14 protein-coding genes are annotated in these 15758 nt (G+C 69.7%); 11 read left to right on the top strand and 3 right to left on the bottom strand.

From position 1 onward, the window contains the following. The first annotated feature begins 52 nt into the window (after nt 1–52). The 5 genes from BXA03_RS24700 to moaD are packed head-to-tail and all read left to right on the top strand — an operon-like array spanning nt 53 to nt 4888. Complete coding sequence (locus tag BXA03_RS24700; protein WP_076511831.1) at nt 53–1375, top strand: homoserine dehydrogenase; 1323 nt, start codon at nt 53–55, stop codon at nt 1373–1375. A 10-nt stretch (nt 1376–1385) separates the two neighbouring features. Further along, nucleotides 1386–2804, top strand: coding sequence for a threonine synthase (gene thrC / locus BXA03_RS24695; protein ID WP_076511830.1), 1419 nt, complete (start codon nt 1386–1388; stop codon nt 2802–2804). Next, on the top strand, nt 2801–3346 hold the full coding sequence (gene mobB / locus BXA03_RS24690; RefSeq protein WP_076511829.1) for a molybdopterin-guanine dinucleotide biosynthesis protein B: 546 nt from the start codon (nt 2801–2803) through the stop codon (nt 3344–3346). The genes thrC and mobB overlap by 4 nt, the downstream gene beginning before the upstream one ends. Then, entirely contained in the window at nt 3339–4634 is a 1296-nt protein-coding gene (gene glp / locus BXA03_RS24685; protein WP_076511828.1) for a molybdopterin molybdotransferase MoeA, read from the top strand. Before mobB ends, glp begins: the two co-directional genes overlap by 8 nt. Continuing rightward, nucleotides 4631–4888, top strand: a complete 258-nt coding sequence (gene moaD / locus BXA03_RS24680) for a molybdopterin converting factor subunit 1 (protein WP_076511827.1) — start codon at nt 4631–4633, stop codon at nt 4886–4888. The genes glp and moaD overlap by 4 nt, the downstream gene beginning before the upstream one ends. A 50-nt stretch (nt 4889–4938) precedes the next feature. Here moaD and BXA03_RS24675 read toward each other — a convergent pair whose 3' ends face one another. Next, nucleotides 4939–5847, bottom strand: a complete 909-nt coding sequence (locus BXA03_RS24675; RefSeq protein ID WP_076511826.1) for a 4-hydroxy-tetrahydrodipicolinate synthase family protein — start codon at nt 5845–5847, stop codon at nt 4939–4941. Nucleotides 5848–6234: 387 nt separating this feature from the next. On the opposite strand from BXA03_RS24675, the gene BXA03_RS24670 reads away from it, so the two are divergent. Then, the gene (locus BXA03_RS24670; RefSeq protein WP_076511825.1) at nt 6235–6714 is read left to right on the top strand and encodes a molybdenum cofactor biosynthesis protein MoaE; all 480 of its coding nucleotides are present in this window, start codon (nt 6235–6237) and stop codon (nt 6712–6714) included. Nucleotides 6715–6840: 126 nt separating this feature from the next. Here the strand turns inward: BXA03_RS24670 and BXA03_RS24665 are convergent, their stop codons facing one another. Beyond that, entirely contained in the window at nt 6841–7797 is a 957-nt protein-coding gene (locus BXA03_RS24665) for a Bug family tripartite tricarboxylate transporter substrate binding protein (RefSeq protein WP_076511824.1), read from the bottom strand. 232 nt (nt 7798–8029) lie between these two features. Here BXA03_RS24665 and clpB point away from each other — a divergent pair, with 232 nt between their 5' ends. The 3 genes from clpB (at nt 8030) to BXA03_RS24650 (ending at nt 12551) form a co-directional block, all read left to right on the top strand. After that, nucleotides 8030–10651: an ATP-dependent chaperone ClpB gene (gene clpB / locus BXA03_RS24660; protein ID WP_076511823.1), complete on the top strand. Its 2622-nt coding sequence runs from the start codon at nt 8030–8032 to the stop codon at nt 10649–10651. A gap of 154 nt (nt 10652–10805) precedes the next feature. Continuing rightward, nucleotides 10806–11153, top strand: a complete 348-nt coding sequence (locus tag BXA03_RS24655) for a hypothetical protein (RefSeq protein WP_234197022.1) — start codon at nt 10806–10808, stop codon at nt 11151–11153. A gap of 51 nt (nt 11154–11204) precedes the next feature. Continuing rightward, on the top strand, nt 11205–12551 hold the full coding sequence (locus tag BXA03_RS24650) for an amidase (RefSeq protein WP_076511821.1): 1347 nt from the start codon (nt 11205–11207) through the stop codon (nt 12549–12551). A 177-nt stretch (nt 12552–12728) separates the two neighbouring features. Here the strand turns inward: BXA03_RS24650 and BXA03_RS24645 are convergent, their stop codons facing one another. Next, on the bottom strand, nt 12729–13511 hold the full coding sequence (locus BXA03_RS24645; protein ID WP_076511820.1) for a transporter substrate-binding domain-containing protein: 783 nt from the start codon (nt 13509–13511) through the stop codon (nt 12729–12731). A gap of 204 nt (nt 13512–13715) precedes the next feature. Between BXA03_RS24645 and BXA03_RS24640 the strand changes: the two genes are divergently transcribed. After that, nucleotides 13716–14501 (top strand): enoyl-CoA hydratase/isomerase family protein, encoded by a 786-nt coding sequence (locus tag BXA03_RS24640; protein WP_076511819.1) that lies wholly within the window; start codon nt 13716–13718, stop codon nt 14499–14501. Between the two features lie 40 nt (nt 14502–14541). Further along, on the top strand, nt 14542–15729 hold the full coding sequence (locus tag BXA03_RS24635; RefSeq protein WP_076511818.1) for an acetyl-CoA C-acyltransferase family protein: 1188 nt from the start codon (nt 14542–14544) through the stop codon (nt 15727–15729). Nucleotides 15730–15758 lie beyond the last annotated feature (29 nt).

Below are 15758 nucleotides of genomic sequence, written 5' to 3'. Positions count from 1 at the left end.
CCGCGCATCCAGATGAATGAAGAGGGAGTGACCCGCTATGACGACTGAATCCATGAAACCCATCCAGATCGGCCTGCTCGGCATCGGCACCGTGGGCAGCGGTACCTTCGAGGTGCTGCGCCGCAACCAGGAAGAGATCCGCCGCCGCGCCGGCCGCGGGATCGAGATCGCCATGGTGGCCGACCTCGACACCGAGCGCGCCCGCCGCGTGGTGGGCGAGGGCGTGAAGGTGGTGGGCGACGCCCGCGAGGTGATCGCCAATCCCGAGATCGACATCGTGATCGAGCTGATCGGCGGCTACGGCATCGCCAAGGCGCTGGTGCTCGAGGCCATCGCGGCCGGCAAGCACGTGGTCACGGCCAACAAGGCCCTGCTGGCCGTGCATGGCACCGAGATCTTCGCGGCCGCCCACCAGCGCGGCGTGATGGTGGCCTTCGAGGCCGCGGTGGCCGGCGGCATCCCGATCATCAAGGCGTTGCGCGAAGGCCTGACGGCCAACCGCATCGAATGGATCGCCGGCATCATCAACGGCACCACCAACTTCATCCTGTCGGAAATGCGGGACAAGGGCCTGGACTTCGGCACCGTGCTGAAAGAAGCGCAGCGTCTGGGCTATGCCGAGGCCGATCCCACCTTCGACATCGAAGGCGTGGACGCCGCCCACAAGCTCACGCTGATGAGCGCCATCGCCTTCGGCGTGCCGGTGCAGTTCGACAAGGCCTATGTCGAAGGCATCACGCAGCTGGCCGCGCAGGACATCAAGTACGCCGAGCAGCTGGGTTACCGCATCAAACTCCTGGGCGTGACGCGCCGGACGGCCAAGGGCATCGAGCTGCGCGTGCACCCTACGCTGGTGCCGACCAAGCGCCTGCTGGCCAATGTGGAGGGCGCCATGAATGCCGTGGTCGTGCACGGCGACGCCGTCGGCACCACGCTGTACTACGGCAAGGGCGCGGGCAGCGAGCCCACGGCCAGCGCCGTGATCGCCGACCTGGTGGACATCACCCGCCTGCATTCGGCCGACGTGCAGCACCGGGTGCCATACCTCGCTTTCCATCCGCAGTCGATGAGCGACCTGCCGGTGTTGCCCATGAGCGAGGTCACCAGCAGCTACTACCTGCGCCTGCGCGTGGCCGACCAGGCCGGCGTGCTCGCCAAGGTGACGGGCCTGCTCGCCACCGCCGGCATCAGCATCGACGCCGTGCTGCAGCGCGAGGCCGAGGACGTGGGCGGCGAAGGCTCCACCGACACCGACTTGATCATCCTCACGCACGACGCGCGCGAAGGCGCGGTGGACAGCGTGATCGCCGAACTGCAGGCGCTGCCCACGGTGCTCGCCCCGGTGGTGCGCCTGCGCAAGGAAGAACTGCGCTGAAGACGCCGCGATGAACTACCTTTCCACCCGTGGGGACCCGACGCCCCGCAAGTTCTGCGAGATCCTGCTCGAAGGCCTGGCCCCTGATGGCGGCCTGTACCTGCCCGAGCGCTATCCGCAGGTTGATGCCGCCATGCTCGCGCGCTGGCGCACGCTGGCCTACCACGAGCTGGCCTTCGAGATCCTGTCGCTCTACATCGACGACATCCCGGCCGACGACCTGCGCGCCCTGTGCGCGAAGACGTACACCGAAGAGGTCTTCGGTACGGCCGACATCACGCCGCTGCGCGAGCTGGAGGACGGCGTCTACCTCGAAGGTCTGTCCAACGGCCCGACGCTCGCCTTCAAGGACATGGCGATGCAGCTACTGGGCAACCTGTTCGAGTACGAACTGGGTCGCCGCGGCGAGCAACTCAACATCCTGGGCGCCACCAGCGGCGACACCGGCAGCGCCGCCGAATACGCGATGAAGGGCAAGAAGGGCGTGCGCGTCTTCATGACCTCGCCCGACGGCCGGATGAGTCCCTTCCAGCAGGCGCAGATGTTCAGTCTGCAGGACGCCAACATCCACAACATCGCCGTCACCGGCGTGTTCGACGACTGCCAGGACATCGTCAAGGCGGTGAGCAACGACCTAGCCTTCAAGCGCCAGTACCGCATCGGCACGGTCAACTCGATCAACTGGGCGCGTCTGTTGGCCCAGGTCGTCTACTACTTCAAGGGCTGGATCGAGGCCACGGGTCCGCACGGCGGCGAAGTGAGCTTCACCGTGCCCTCGGGCAACTTCGGCAACGTCTGCGCTGGCCATGTGGCGCGCATGATGGGCCTGCCGATCCGCAAGCTGGTGGTCGCCACCAACGAGAACGACGTGCTCGACGAGTTCTTCCGCACCGGCGTCTACCGCGTTCGCGGCGCGGTCGACACGCACGAGACCTCCAGCCCGTCCATGGACATCAGCAAGGCCAGCAACTTCGAGCGCTTCGTGTTCGACCTGCTGGGCCGCGACGGCGGGCGTACCAAGGCGCTGTTCCAGGACGCGCTGGCGCGCGAGGGCCGCTTCGACCTGAGCGCCGACCCGGTCTTCGCCGATGCGGCGGGCCGCTTCGGCTTCCGCTCCGGCCGCAGCACGCATGCCGACCGCCTGGCCACCATCCGCGACACCGACGAGCGCTTTGCCGTGCTCATCGACACCCACACGGCCGATGGGCTGAAGGTGGCGCGCGAACACGTCGAGCCCGGCGTGCCGATGGTCGTGCTGGAAACGGCGCTGCCCATCAAGTTCGCCGCCACCATCGTGGAAGCCCTGGGCCGCGAGCCCGACCGGCCGGCCAGGTTCGAGGGCATCGAGTCGCTGCCCAAGCGCGTGGTGCGCATGCCGGCCGACGCCGAGCAGGTCAAGCGCTACATCGCCGAGCACTGCGCCGCATGAAGGTCGTGGTCTTTGCCGGCTACTCCGGGGCGGGCAAGACCACCCTGGTCGAGCGGGTGATCGCCGAGTTGCGCGGCCAGGGCCAGCGCGTGTCGGTCATCAAGCATGCCCACCACAAATTCGACATCGACCATCCCGGCAAGGACAGCTGGCGCCATCGCCAGGCGGGCGCCTTCGAGGTGGTGGTCGCCTCCGACCGGCGCATGGCGCTGATGCGCGAATTCGAGCAGCCGACCGAGCCCGACGTGCACCACCTGCTGGCCGAACTGTGGGACGGCGTGGACTGGGTACTGGTCGAGGGCTTCAAGCACTGCGACCTGCACAAGGTCGAGGTCATGCGCCGTATCGAGCCGGGCCAGGAACCGCGTCCGGCGCTGTATCCGCTGGACGATTCCGTCTGCGCCATCGCCACCGACACGACCGAGAACCTGCCCCAGCCCACCGGCCTGCCGGTCTTCGACCTGGACGATGCCGCGGGCGTGGCGCAGTGGCTGCTGCAGAGCGGCGAACGCTTCGTCTACCACCCCGAGCACCATGTCTGACGCAACCGCTGCCCCGGCGCCAGCTGCGCGCCGCCCGCTGATGCCCCTGGACGACGCCCTGGCCCGGCTGATGGCCCAGGCGCAGCCGCTGGCGGGCATCGAGGACTGCAACACCTTCGACGCCGATGGCCGCGTGCTGGCGCGTGACCTCGTCGCGGCGCTCACCGTGCCGCCGGCGGACAACAGCGCCATGGACGGCTATGCGGTGCGCACCGCCGACTGCGCCGCGCCGGGCACGGTGCTGCGCGTGGCGCAGCGCATCCCGGCCGGCAGCACGGGCGAGCCGCTGGCGGCCGGCACGGCGGCGCGCATCTTCACCGGCGCGCCCATCCCGCCCGGTGCCGATGCCGTGGTCATGCAGGAAGACACCGAGGCACTGCCCGAAGAGGGCAGCCTGGGCCGGGTCCGTGTGACGAACCTGCCGCAGGCCGGCCAATGGATCCGCCGCGCTGGCGAGGACGTCGAGCGCGGCAGCGTGGTGCTCGCCGCCGGCCAGCGTCTCACGCCCCAGGCGCTGGGCCTGGCCGCCAGCATCGGCTTCGCCAGCCTGCCGGTGCGCCGCCGGCCGCGCGTGGCGATGCTTTCCACCGGCGACGAGCTGGTCATGCCCGGCACCATCGCGCCCGAGGCCATGCCGCCCGGCGCCATCTACAATTCCAACCGCTTCTTCCTGCGCGCGCTGCTGCTGCGCATGGGCTGCGAGGTGCAGGACCTCGGGCTGGTGCCCGACCGGCTGGAGGCCACCATCGACGGCCTGCGCGCCGCCGCCTCGCAGAACGACCTGATCATCACCACCGGCGGCGTGTCGGTGGGCGAGGAAGACCATGTGAAGGCCGCCGTGCAGTCGCTCGGCACGCTGGAGCACTGGGCGCTGGCCATCAAGCCGGGCAAGCCGTTCGCGTACGGCACCATCGCGCGGCCGGCGCTCGAAGAAGGCGGTCGCGAGCTGTGCCATGTCTGCGGGCTGCCGGGCAACCCGGTGTCCAGTTTCATGACTTTCCTGCTGCTGGTGCGGCCCTTCCTGATGGGGCTGCTGGGCACCACCCAGGCCGTGCCGGACGCGGTGCAGATGACGGCGGGCTTCGACTGGCCACGCCCCGACCGGCGGCGCGAGTTCCTGCGCGCACGCATCGGGGCCGACGGCCGTCTCGCGCTCTTCTCCAACCAGAGCTCGGGCGTGCTCACGTCGACCGTCTGGGGCGACGGGGTGATCGACAACCCCGGCGGCCAAGCCATCGCAGTCGGCGACACGGTGCGCTTCATTCCCTTCTCGGCGTGGCTGGCATGACGAAGTCCGTCCGCGTGCGCTATTTCGCGTCGATCCGCGAGGCGCTGGGCACCGCCGAAGAGACCGTCACGACGCGGGCCGAGACGCTGGGGGCCCTGCGTGACGAATTGATCGGGCGCGGCGAGCCGCATACTTCCGCCCTGGCCCGTGGACGCGCCGTGCGCCTGGCCCTAGATCAGGTGATGGCGAAGGAAGACGCGGCATTGCACGACGGCGCCGAGGTCGCGTTCTTTCCGCCCGTCACCGGCGGCTGAGCGCCGAACCGGGCCGCAGCGCTCCATGCGCACGGCCCGGGCGGTGCCGCTCAGGCGCCAGGGCACGCAGACAGCGCTTGGTCCAGCGCTAGCAGCCTGGCCTTCAACGCCACACCCGCGGTGGTCATTGGCGTGCGCAACTCGTCAGCCATTTCGCCCCGGGCGCTAAGAAGCGCCTTGACCGGCGCCGGATTGGGCTCCTCGAAAAGGCCCTCGATCAGCGGCAGCAGCGGCTGCCACAAAGCGCGGGCCTCCGGCAGCCGTCCCTCGCGCAGCAGCGCGATGACCCCGGCCAGCCGGGTGGTCTGCACATGGGCGCAGGCCGCGATGGCGCCACATCCGCCTTCGGCCACTGTCGGAAAGATCTGGGCGTCCTCGCCGGCCAGCACCTGCAGCCTGCCGTCGGCGATCAGCGCGCGGGTCTTGCCGAAATCGCCACCGCAGTCCTTGATCCCCACGATCCGCGGATGCGCGGCCAAGGCCAGCAGGCTGTCACGGGACAAGGTGCTGCCCGTGCGGTATGGGATGTCATAGACGATGACCGGCAGGGGGCTGGCATCGGCCAGCTGCAGGAACCAGTCGACCAGGCCAGCCTGCGAAGGCCGGATGTACAGCGGTGCGGGCAGCAGCACGCCGGCGAGGTCCGCACCCCGCAGGCTATGCAGCCGTGACGCCGTGTCGGCCAGGTGGTGGCCGCAGACACCGAGCACGCGCCGCAGTCCGGGTGCGGCGCGGGCAACCGTCGCCAGCACCGCCCCTTGCTCTGCATCGCTCAGGGCCGCCGCCTCGCCGGTCGAGCCGCAGACCACGAAGCCGGCGATGGGTTCGGCCGCCAGCCGGCGTACGAGGGCGCCCAACGCCGCATGGTCTACGGCGCCCTCGCGGAATGGCGTGACCAGTGGCACCCAGAGGCCCGAGAGGTCCGGCGTGGCTGGGGCGCTCGTCGAGGCACTTTGCAACGAGGGGGTGTGCGCCCGAACCGGGGTGGGCGAAGAGAGGGAAGAGGAAGAAGACACGCGTTTTCCTTGAACAGCAGGGTTCGACCGAGGACAGGCCGTCGGCGCAGGCGTGCAACAGGGAGAGACCAGGGCGGCTGCTGCCGCCCAGAGGCTGCCGTGTCGCTCATCCGACGACGGCAGCCGCAGCTCCGGTCAGATGAGCTGGGCTTTTTTGGTTTTGGCCGTGACCGCAACCGCAACACCGGCAGCCTGGACGCGATGCCAGGCGAAGACGGTATGCAGGGGGTGGGAGGCCATGGGGCGCGAGTTTAGGCGAGCCTGCGCCATCCGCCTGGACGTGGCTGCACCAGGCGGCGACGCCGCCACCGGTGACGGCAGAATGCACAAATGAAAGCTGCCCCACGCGTTCGCATCCAGACCGAGGACTTCGACCTTTCTGCCCAGGTGGCCCAACTGCGTGCGGGCAATGCCGGCGTCGGTGCCGTCTGTGCCTTCGTCGGTACGGTGCGCGACCACAACGCGGGTTCCGCCGTGGCCGCCATGGAACTCGAGCACTATCCCGGCATGACCGAGACCGCCATCGAGGCCATGATCGACGAGGCGCATCGCCGCTTCGACATCCTTGGGGCGCGCGTTGTGCACCGCGTCGGGCCCTTGCAGGCCGAGGAGCAGATCATGATGGTGGCGGTGGTCTCGGCCCACCGCGGCCAGAGCTTCCAGGCCTGCGAATTCCTGATGGACTACCTCAAGACGCAGGCCCCGTTCTGGAAGAAGGAATCCACGCCCGACGGTGCCCGCTGGGTCGACGCGCGGGTGAGCGACGACGCCGCGCTCGCGCGCTGGGGATTGCAGCTGACCAACGCATGAGCGGGCATTGCTGCGACGGACCGCCGCACGCAATGAAAAAGCCCCGCGGCGCGCGGCCGAGGGGCTGATCGACGCCGGGCACGCGGCCCGGGCCCGTGGGCACGCGGCCCCGCGGGCCCCGTGCGCTCATTGCGGCTGGAAGCCGCTGTCCTTGATGATGCGTTCCCAGGTCTGGGTGTAGCTGCGCACGCGCCCGGCGAACTGGCCCTGCGGCTCATAGTTCACATGCAGGCCCATGTCGACCAGCTTCTTCTTGGTCTCGGGCTGGGCCAGCACCTTCTGCAGCGCCGCGCTGAACTTGTCGATGACGGGCTGGGGCGTGCCCACGGGGGCGAAGACGCCGTACCAGGGATAGTCGTCGAGGTTGTCGAAGCCCAGCTCGGTGAAGGTGGGCACCTGGGGCAGCAGCGGGTCGCGCTTGGCGCCGATGGCGGCCACCACGCGGACCTTGCCGGTGCGCTGCAGTTCCATCAGGTCGGGCACGCCCGCGATGCCGGCGGCGATCTGGTTGCCCATCATGTCGGCCAGCAGGGGCGCGCCGCCGCGGTAGGGCGCGGCCTGCACGTCGATGCCGTACTTCTTGCCGATCAGCTGCGTCAGGAAGACCGGGATCGAGCCCGGCGCGGGCACGCCGATGGAGTCCTTGCCGTCCTTCTTGGTCTTCACCCACTGGACGTATTCCTGGATCGTCTTGGCGGGCGTGCCGCCTGAGACGGCCAGCACGTTGGAGAAGGTGGCGATGCCGGCCACCGGCGTGAAGTCGGTGGCGGGGTTGAAGCCGGGGTTCTTGGTCACGGCCGGCAGGATCGAGATCGTGTGGTCGTGCGAGACGAAGAAGACGTGGCCGTCGGCCGGTGCGGTCTTCAGGTACTGCGCGGCGATCTGCCCGCCCGCGCCGGCCCGGTTCTCCACCACCACCGGCGCGCCCAGTTCGTCCTTGAGCTTGTCGGCGATGGTGCGGGCCAGCGCGTCGGTGCCGGCGCCAGCCGGAAAGCCGACCAGCAGGCGGATCGGGCCGGTCGACTGGGCCTGGGCGAGGCCGGCGGCGACCAGCAGCGCGCCCAATGCGAAGGTGCGGCGCATCAGGCCCGGACGAAAGACAGAAGGCAAGGACATGGGGCAGAACTCCGAGGAAAAAAGCGAGCGTACCCGCAACGGGGCGAGGGGAATCACGCGTTTGTTGAAGGAATGATCCATGGTTTCACCAATGGATCATGCGAGAGGTTTGAGCCAACGCAAGAGATGTGCCCGCCTAGGTCTTGAATCGCTCCGCCGCAGCCCAATCTCCCCGTCAACCCGGAGGTTTTTCACCACCATGCGCCAAGACAAACTCACCACCAAGTTCCAGGAAGCCCTGGTCGACGCCCAATCGCTCGCCCTGGGCAATGACAACGCCTACATCGAACCCGCCCACCTGCTGCTGGCCATGCTGCGCCAGAGCGACGGCCCGCGCCCGCTGCTGGAACGCGCCGGCGTCAACGTGTCGGGCCTGAGCCAGGCGGCCGAGCAGGCCGTCAAGAACCTGCCGCAGGTGCAGGGCGGCGACGGCGTGCAGGTCGGCCCCGAACTCGGTCGCCTGCTGCAGGCCACCGAAAAGGAGGCCATCAAACGCAATGACCAGTTCATCGCCAGCGAGCTCTACCTGCTGGCCGTGGCCGACGCCAAGGGCAACGTGGGCGACATCGCCCGCCAGAACGGCCTGACGCGCAAGTCGCTCGAAGCGGCCATCGATGCCGTGCGCGGCGGCCAGTCGGTCAACAGCGCCGACGCCGAAGGCCAGCGCGAGGCCCTCAAGAAGTACACGCTCGACCTCACCGAGCGCGCGCGCATCGGCAAGCTCGACCCGGTGATCGGCCGCGACGAGGAGATCCGCCGCGCCATCCAGGTGTTGCAGCGCCGCAGCAAGAACAATCCCGTGCTGATCGGCGAGCCCGGCGTGGGCAAGACGGCCATCGTCGAAGGCCTGGCCCAGCGCATCGTGGCCGGCGAGGTGCCGGACTCGCTCAAGGGCAAGCGCGTCCTGTCGCTCGACCTGGCGGCACTGCTGGCCGGTGCCAAGTTCCGCGGCGAGTTCGAGGAGCGGCTCAAGAACGTGCTCAACGAGCTGGCCAAGGAAGAAGGCCAGGTCATCGTCTTCATCGACGAGATCCACACCATGGTCGGCGCCGGCAAGGCCGAGGGCGCCATGGACGCCGGCAACATGCTCAAGCCTGCCCTCGCGCGCGGCGAGCTGCACTGCATCGGTGCCACCACGCTGGACGAGTACCGCAAGTACATCGAGAAGGATGCCGCGCTGGAGCGCCGCTTCCAGAAGATCCTGGTGGGCGAGCCCAGCGTGGAGGACACCATCGCCATCCTGCGCGGCCTGCAGGAGAAGTACGAGGTGCACCACGGCGTGGAGATCACCGACGCGGCCATCGTCGCGGCGGCCGAGCTGGCCAACCGCTACATCACCGACCGCTTCCTGCCCGACAAGGCCATCGACCTGATCGACGAGGCCGCGGCCAAGATCAAGATCGAGATCGACTCCAAGCCCGAGCAGATGGACCGCCTCGACCGGCGCCTGATCCAGCTCAAGATCGAGCGCGAGGCCATGAAGAAGGAGACCGACGAGGCCTCCATGCGCCGCCTCGAACTGCTCGACCAGGAAGTGGCCAAAGTGCAGAAGGAGTACTCCGACCTGGAGGAAATCTGGAAGTCCGAGAAGGCCGCGGCCCAGGGCTCGGCCCAGATCAAGGAAGAGATCGACAAGCTGCGCTTCCAGATCGAGGAGTCGACTCGCAAGGGTGACTTCAACAAGGTCGCCGAGATCCAGTACGGCCGCCTGCCCGAGCTTGAGAAGCGCCTCAAGGAAGCGCAGGCCAAAGAAGCCGGCGCCGACGGCAAGGGCAGCGGCAACCGCCTGCTGCGCACTGAGGTGGGCGCGGAAGAGATCGCCGAGGTGGTCTCGCGTTCCACCGGCATCCCGGTGTCCAAGATGATGCAGGGCGAGCGCGAGAAGCTGCTGCGCATGGAAGACAAGCTGCACGAGCGCGTGGTGGGCCAGGACGAGGCCATCACCGCCGTGGCCAACGCCATCCGCCGTTCGCGCTCGGGCCTGTCGGACCCGAACCGGCCGACGGGCTCCTTCCTCTTCCTGGGGCCCACGGGCGTGGGCAAGACCGAACTGTGCAAGGCACTGGCGGGCTTCCTGTTCGACAGCGAGGACCACCTGATCCGCATCGACATGAGCGAGTTCATGGAGAAGCATTCGGTAAGCCGGCTGATCGGCGCGCCGCCCGGCTACGTGGGCTACGACGAAGGCGGCTACCTGACCGAGGCCGTGCGCCGCAAGCCGTACAGCGTGGTGCTGCTCGACGAGATGGAGAAGGCGCATCCGGACGTGTTCAACATCCTGCTGCAGGTGCTGGACGACGGCCGCCTGACCGACGGCCAGGGCCGCACCGTGGACTTCAAGAACACGGTGATCGTGATGACCAGCAACATCGGCTCGCCCATCATTCAGGCGATGGGGGGGCGCGACCAGCAGGAGGTGAAGGACGCGGTGTGGGACGAGCTGCGCAACCACTTCCGTCCCGAGTTCCTGAACCGGATCGACGAGACGGTGGTGTTCCACGGCCTGGACGCGAAGAACATCGAGGCCATTGCCGCCATCCAGCTGCAGGTGCTCAAGGCGCGCCTGGCCAAGCTCGAGATCGGTCTGGACGTGGCGCCGGCAGCGCTGGCCGAAGTGGCCAAGGTGGGCTTCGACCCGGTGTTCGGCGCGCGGCCGCTCAAGCGGGCGATCCAGCAGCGCATCGAGAACCCGCTGTCGAAGCTGCTGCTGGAGGGCCGCTTCGGGCCGAAGGACGAAGTGCGCGTCACCGTGGACCCGATCCGCGAGCCGGGCGCCTTCCACTTCGCCAAGGCGGGCGAGGGTGTCGAGGCGGCTGCCTGATCGCAGCGCCTGGCGCCCACACGAGGCCTGCGCCCTTTGAAGGCGCAGGCCTTCGTGCATCTGCGCCCTGCGCGCACGCGAGTCTCCTGCCGCTTCTTTTCAATTCGTATCGATGCGGGAACCACAGGTTTCCGCCTTCGCCTAAGCTTTCATGATGAACTTTCTGATCCGAATCGTCCTCGTGCTCATCGGCCTCGTCTTTGCGGCGAGCCTCGCCGTCGCAGCCCTGCTGCTGGCGGCCGTGCTGATGGTTCGGAGCCTGTGGGCGCGGCTGACGGGCAAGCCCGTGTCGCCCCTGGGTGCGGCGGTGTTCGGCAGCCGCTTCGATCCGCGGGCCGGCTTCGAGCGCTTCCGCGCCGCGGCCGAGGCCCGCAAGCCCGAGCGCACCGCGGCCGACGAAATGGCCGCGCGGGCCCGCGGCGAGCTGGTGCCTGCCGGCCGTCGCGGCTTCAATGCCGACGTGAGCGACGTCAGCGCCCGTCCGGTCGGCCGCGACGACTGAGCATCCTTGCGGGCGCGCGGCCCGCCGCCGGGGCGTGCTAGAAACGCCCGCATGACCTCCGCGCTTCCTCCCATCCCCGAACTGCGCCGGCGCCTCGCTGGCGGCGCCCTGACGCATGCGTCGCTGGTCGAGCAGGTGCTCGAAGGCGCCTCGGCGCCGGCCGCGGGCCACGTCTTCACCCGCCTCTATCCCGACGCCGCGCGGGCGGCCGCGCGCCATGCCGATGCCATGCAGGCCGCAGGCGTGCCGATGCCCTTTTTGGCCGGGCTGCCGGTGTCTGTCAAGGATCTGTACGACGTGGCGGGCGAGGTCACGCTGGCCGGCTCGGTGGCCTGCCAGGGCGAGCCTCCAGCCACCCACGACGCAGCCGCCGTGGCGAGGCTGCGGCTCCAGGGCGCCGCCATCGTCGGCAAGACCAACATGACCGAGTTCGCCTTCTCCGGCGTGGGCATCAATCCGCACTACGGCACGCCGCGCAATCCGGCGGATGCGCAGGTGGCGCGCATTCCCGGCGGCTCCTCCAGCGGCGCCGCGGTGTCGGTGGCACTCGGGCTGTCGGTGGGTGCGCTGGGCTCGGACACGGGCGGCTCCATCCGCATCCCGGCCGCGCTGTGCGGCCTGGTGGGGTTCAAGAGCACGCAGTCGCGCACGCCGCGGGACGGGGCCTTCGAGCTGGCCCGCTCGCTGGATACCGTCTGCGCCATGGCGCGCACGGTCGAGGATTGCCTGGCCTTGGACGCTGCCATCGCCGACGCGCCGCTGGTCCTGCGTCGGCGCGACAGCGTCGCCGGGCTGCGCCTGGCCGTGCCGACCTCGCTCATGTTCGACGGCGTCGAGCCGGCCGTGTCCCGCGCCTTCGACCGTGCGCTGTCGCGCCTGTCGGCCGCAGGGGCGCTGGTGACCGAAGTGCCGCTGGAGGGATTGGCCGAGATCGCCCGCATCAACGCACCCGGGGGCTTTTCGCCGGTGGAGGCTGCGGCGGTGCACCGCCATCGCATCGGCGCACGGCGAGCCGAATACGACCCCCGCGTGGCGGCCCGCATCGACCTGGGCATGTCGGTGGGGGCGGCCGACTACATCGCCATGCAGGACGGCCGCCGGACCTGGATCGCGCGCATGGAGGCGGCCTTGCAGGGTTTCGACGCGCTGGTCTGTCCTACGGTGCCGATCACCGCGCCGCCCATCGCTGAGCTGCTGGCCAGCGACGAGGCTTTCTTCAAGGCGAATGGCCTGCTGCTGCGCAACACCTTCGCCATCAACTTCCTCGACGGCTGCGCCTTCAGCCTGCCCTGCCAGGCGCCGGGCGAACTGCCGGTGGGGCTGATGCTGGCCTCGGTGCGCGGCGACGATGCGCGGCTGGCAGCGGCCGGGCTGGCGGTGGAGGCGGCGCTGGCCTGACCCGGGTCGCCGGGCGACTCAGGACGCCGCCGCCGACGGCACCCCCGCTGCTGGCCGTTCAGAAGGCCGCGGAGCAGGCCATGCGCGGACATCCGCGGAACCGGCTTTGCCGGGCCGCCGGATGTGCCCCCGCGAGGGGGTTGGCGGAGCGCGAAGCGCGAAGCCTGGGGGCGATCCTTATTTCAACCACTTGTCCGCGGCCTGCTTGAGCGCGCCGCGCGTCTCCAACTGGTCCCAGACGAAGTTCATCACCCGCAGATAGTCGGTGTCGTCGGCCGGCAGCATGAAGCCCAGCTTGCTCGGGGGCGTCAGCGGTGCGTCGATGAAGGCGGCATGCAGGCGCGGGTCGGCCTTGGCGTAGACCAGCGCCTCGTAGGTCTCGGTGATCATTACATCGCCCTTGCCCTCGGCGATCAGCGCGGGGATCTCGGCGTTCTTCTCGTGGGTGCTGACCTGGGCGGCCTTGAGGTTCTCCAGCACGAAGGTCTCGTTGGTGCCGCCGGGGTTCTTGATGATGCGCACGCCGGGCTGGTTGAGCGATTCGAGCGTGGTGAACCTGGCCTTGTCGGCCGCGCGCACCAGCGCCACCTTGCCGAAGGGCGCATAGCCCGGGAGCATCGCCACCACGCGGATGCGGTTGACATTGCGGGTGATGCCGCCTACGGCCAGGTCGTACTTGTCGGCCTGCATGTCCTTGAGCAGGTTGGGCCAGGTGGTGGGCACCCATTCGATGCGAACGCCCAGCTCCTTGGCCATGCGCTCGACCAGGTCGATGTCATGGCCCGAGTAGCCGTCGCCGGTCTTGATGGCGAAGGGCCGGTAGTCGCCGGGCGTGCCGACGCGCAGCACCTTGGTGTCCAGCACGCGGTCCAGGCGCGGGCCGGCATGGGCGGCCGAGATCATCGTAAGGCCGGCGACCAGGGCGGTGGCCGCGAGGGAGAAGAAACGACGGGTGAGCATGGGCGTTGGCTCTTCGGGAAAGTGGAAGTGCGCGCATTGTGCGGCGCGCCCGCCGCGCTCCGGCATGGGTGACGCGTGGCCGGCATCGGCGACCGGCGCGGCGCCGCGGTGCCGGGGCGCGCGCCGCAGGGGGCCGTCCCTAGAATCCGGCGGCCCGCCCGTCCATCGCCGGCAGCGGGCATCCTTCATCGGAGATAAACGAGCATGAGCGACGACGCATCTCCCCTGCTGGCCTCGCGCGAAGGCGCGGTGGCCATCCTCCGCTTCAACCGGCCCCAGGCGCTCAATGCCATCGACGTGCCCATGGCCCAGGCCTTCCTGGCGGCCGTGCGGGGGCTGGCCGCCGATCCGGGCGTACGGGCCCTGCTGCTGTGCGGCGAGGGCAAGGGCTTCATGGCGGGTGGCGACCTGGCGGTGCTGTCGGCCGACCCGCAGGGCGGCGCCGCCGCGCTGATCGGGCCGCTGCACGAGGCGCTGCAACTGCTCGCCACGCTCGACGTGCCCGTCGTCGCCCAGGTGCACGGCGTGGCGGCCGGCGCGGGCCTGAGCCTCATGCTGCAGGCCGACTTCGTGCTCGCGGCGAAGGGCACCCGCTTCAACCTGGCCTACGTCAACATCGGCGCCAGCTGCGACGTGGGCGCCTCCTGGGCATTGCCCCGCTGGGTGGGCCTGCGCCGCGCGCTGGAGATCGCGATGCTGGGCGACATGCTCGACGCCGAGGCGGCCGAGCGCATGGGCCTGATCAACCGCGTGGTCGAGGCCGACGCGCTGCCGGCCGAGGCCATGGCGCTGGCGCAGCGGCTGGCCGCCGGCCCCACCCGTGCGCTGGGCCAGTTGCGGCGTCTCCTGCGCGGCAGTGTGGAGCGCGATCTTCCGGCACAGTTGGCGGCCGAGGAGGCCGCCTTCCAGGCCTGCGCCGCCACCGCCGATTTCCGCGAAGGCGTCGACGCCTTCTTCGCCCGGCGCAAGCCCGCCTTCCAGGGCCGCTGATCCGCCGCCCGCTTTCGACTTTCACGACGAGGACTTCACCATGACCCCACGCGACATCTACGTCGTCAGCACCGCCCGCACGGCCATCGGCACCTTCGGCGGCGCCCTCAAGGACGTGCCCAACACCCAGCTCGCCACCACCGCCGTCAAGGCGGCCCTGACCCGCAGCGGCGTGGCGCCCGACGCCATCGGCCATGTGGTGATGGGCAACGTGATTCCCACCGACACCAAGGACGCCTACCTCAGCCGCGTGGCCGCCATCGACGCCGGCTGCCCCATCGAGACGCCGGCCTTCAACGTGAACCGGCTGTGCGGCTCGGGCCTGCAGGCCATCGTGTCGGCGGCGCAGGCTATCGCCCTGGGCGACTGCGACATCGCCATCGGCGCCGGCTCCGAGTCGATGAGCCGCGGCCCGTACTTCGACACCGCTGCCCGCTACGGCGCCCGCATGGGCGACGTGCAGCTGGTCGACTACATGTTGGGCATCCTGCACGACCCCTGGCAGAAGATCCACATGGGCATCACGGCCGAGAACGTGGCCGAGCGCCACGGCATCACGCGCGAGCAGCAGGACGCCCTGGCCGCCGAGAGCCACCGCCGCGCCGCCGCCGCCATCGCCGCGGGCCGCTTCAAGGAGCAGATCGTCCCGGTCGAGATCAAGACCCGCAAGGGCGTGGTCGTCTTCGACACCGACGAGCACGTCAAGGCGTCCACCACCGTCGAGGTGCTGGCCGGCATGAAGCCTGCCTTCAAGAAGGAGGGCGGCACGGTCACCGCCGGCAATGCCTCGGGTATCAACGACGGCGCCGGCGCGGTGGTGCTGGCCGAAGGCGAGCGCGTCAAGGCGCTGGGGCTCAAGCCGCTGGCGCGCCTGGTGGGTTATGCCCATGCGGGCGTGGAGCCCGCGTACATGGGCATCGGCCCGGTGCCGGCCACGCGCAAGGTGCTGGCGCGCACCGGCCTGAAGGTGAGCGACCTGGACGTCATCGAGTCCAACGAGGCCTTCGCCGCCCAGGCCTGCGCCGTGATGAAGGAGCTGGACTTCGACCCGGCCAAGGTCAATCCCAATGGCTCGGGCATCTCGCTGGGCCATCCGGTGGGCGCGACCGGCGCCATCATCACCGTCAAGGCGCTGGCCGAGCTGCACCGGGTGCAGGGCCGCTATGCGCTGGTGACCATGTGCATCGGCGGCGGCCAGGGCATCGCCGCCATCTTCGAGCGCGTGTGACGCGGATGCGCAGACAGGCGAGGGCGACG

The sequence above is a fragment of the Pseudacidovorax sp. RU35E genome (genome assembly GCF_900156165.1).
GTDB lineage: Bacteria > Pseudomonadota > Gammaproteobacteria > Burkholderiales > Burkholderiaceae_C > Xenophilus.
Note: the sequence above shows the minus strand (reverse complement) of the source record. Positions and strands in the feature narration are given on the sequence as shown.

Excerpts from the sequence above, each read along its gene's own strand:
- BXA03_RS24700 (WP_076511831.1), top strand. The coding sequence starts at position 53 with ATGAAACCCATCCAGATCGGCCTGCTCGGCATCGGCACCGTGGGCAGC.
- thrC (WP_076511830.1), top strand. The coding sequence starts at position 1,386 with ATGAACTACCTTTCCACCCGTGGGGACCCGACGCCCCGCAAGTTCTGC.
- mobB (WP_076511829.1), top strand. The coding sequence starts at position 2,801 with ATGAAGGTCGTGGTCTTTGCCGGCTACTCCGGGGCGGGCAAGACCACC.
- glp (WP_076511828.1), top strand. The coding sequence starts at position 3,339 with ATGTCTGACGCAACCGCTGCCCCGGCGCCAGCTGCGCGCCGCCCGCTG.
- moaD (WP_076511827.1), top strand. The coding sequence starts at position 4,631 with ATGACGAAGTCCGTCCGCGTGCGCTATTTCGCGTCGATCCGCGAGGCG.
- BXA03_RS24670 (WP_076511825.1), top strand. The coding sequence starts at position 6,235 with ATGAAAGCTGCCCCACGCGTTCGCATCCAGACCGAGGACTTCGACCTT.
- BXA03_RS24665 (WP_076511824.1), bottom strand. The coding sequence starts at position 7,797 with ATGCGCCGCACCTTCGCATTGGGCGCGCTGCTGGTCGCCGCCGGCCTC.
- clpB (WP_076511823.1), top strand. The coding sequence starts at position 8,030 with ATGCGCCAAGACAAACTCACCACCAAGTTCCAGGAAGCCCTGGTCGAC.
- BXA03_RS24655 (WP_234197022.1), top strand. The coding sequence starts at position 10,806 with ATGAACTTTCTGATCCGAATCGTCCTCGTGCTCATCGGCCTCGTCTTT.
- BXA03_RS24650 (WP_076511821.1), top strand. The coding sequence starts at position 11,205 with ATGACCTCCGCGCTTCCTCCCATCCCCGAACTGCGCCGGCGCCTCGCT.
- BXA03_RS24645 (WP_076511820.1), bottom strand. The coding sequence starts at position 13,511 with ATGCTCACCCGTCGTTTCTTCTCCCTCGCGGCCACCGCCCTGGTCGCC.
- BXA03_RS24640 (WP_076511819.1), top strand. The coding sequence starts at position 13,716 with ATGAGCGACGACGCATCTCCCCTGCTGGCCTCGCGCGAAGGCGCGGTG.
- BXA03_RS24635 (WP_076511818.1), top strand. The coding sequence starts at position 14,542 with ATGACCCCACGCGACATCTACGTCGTCAGCACCGCCCGCACGGCCATC.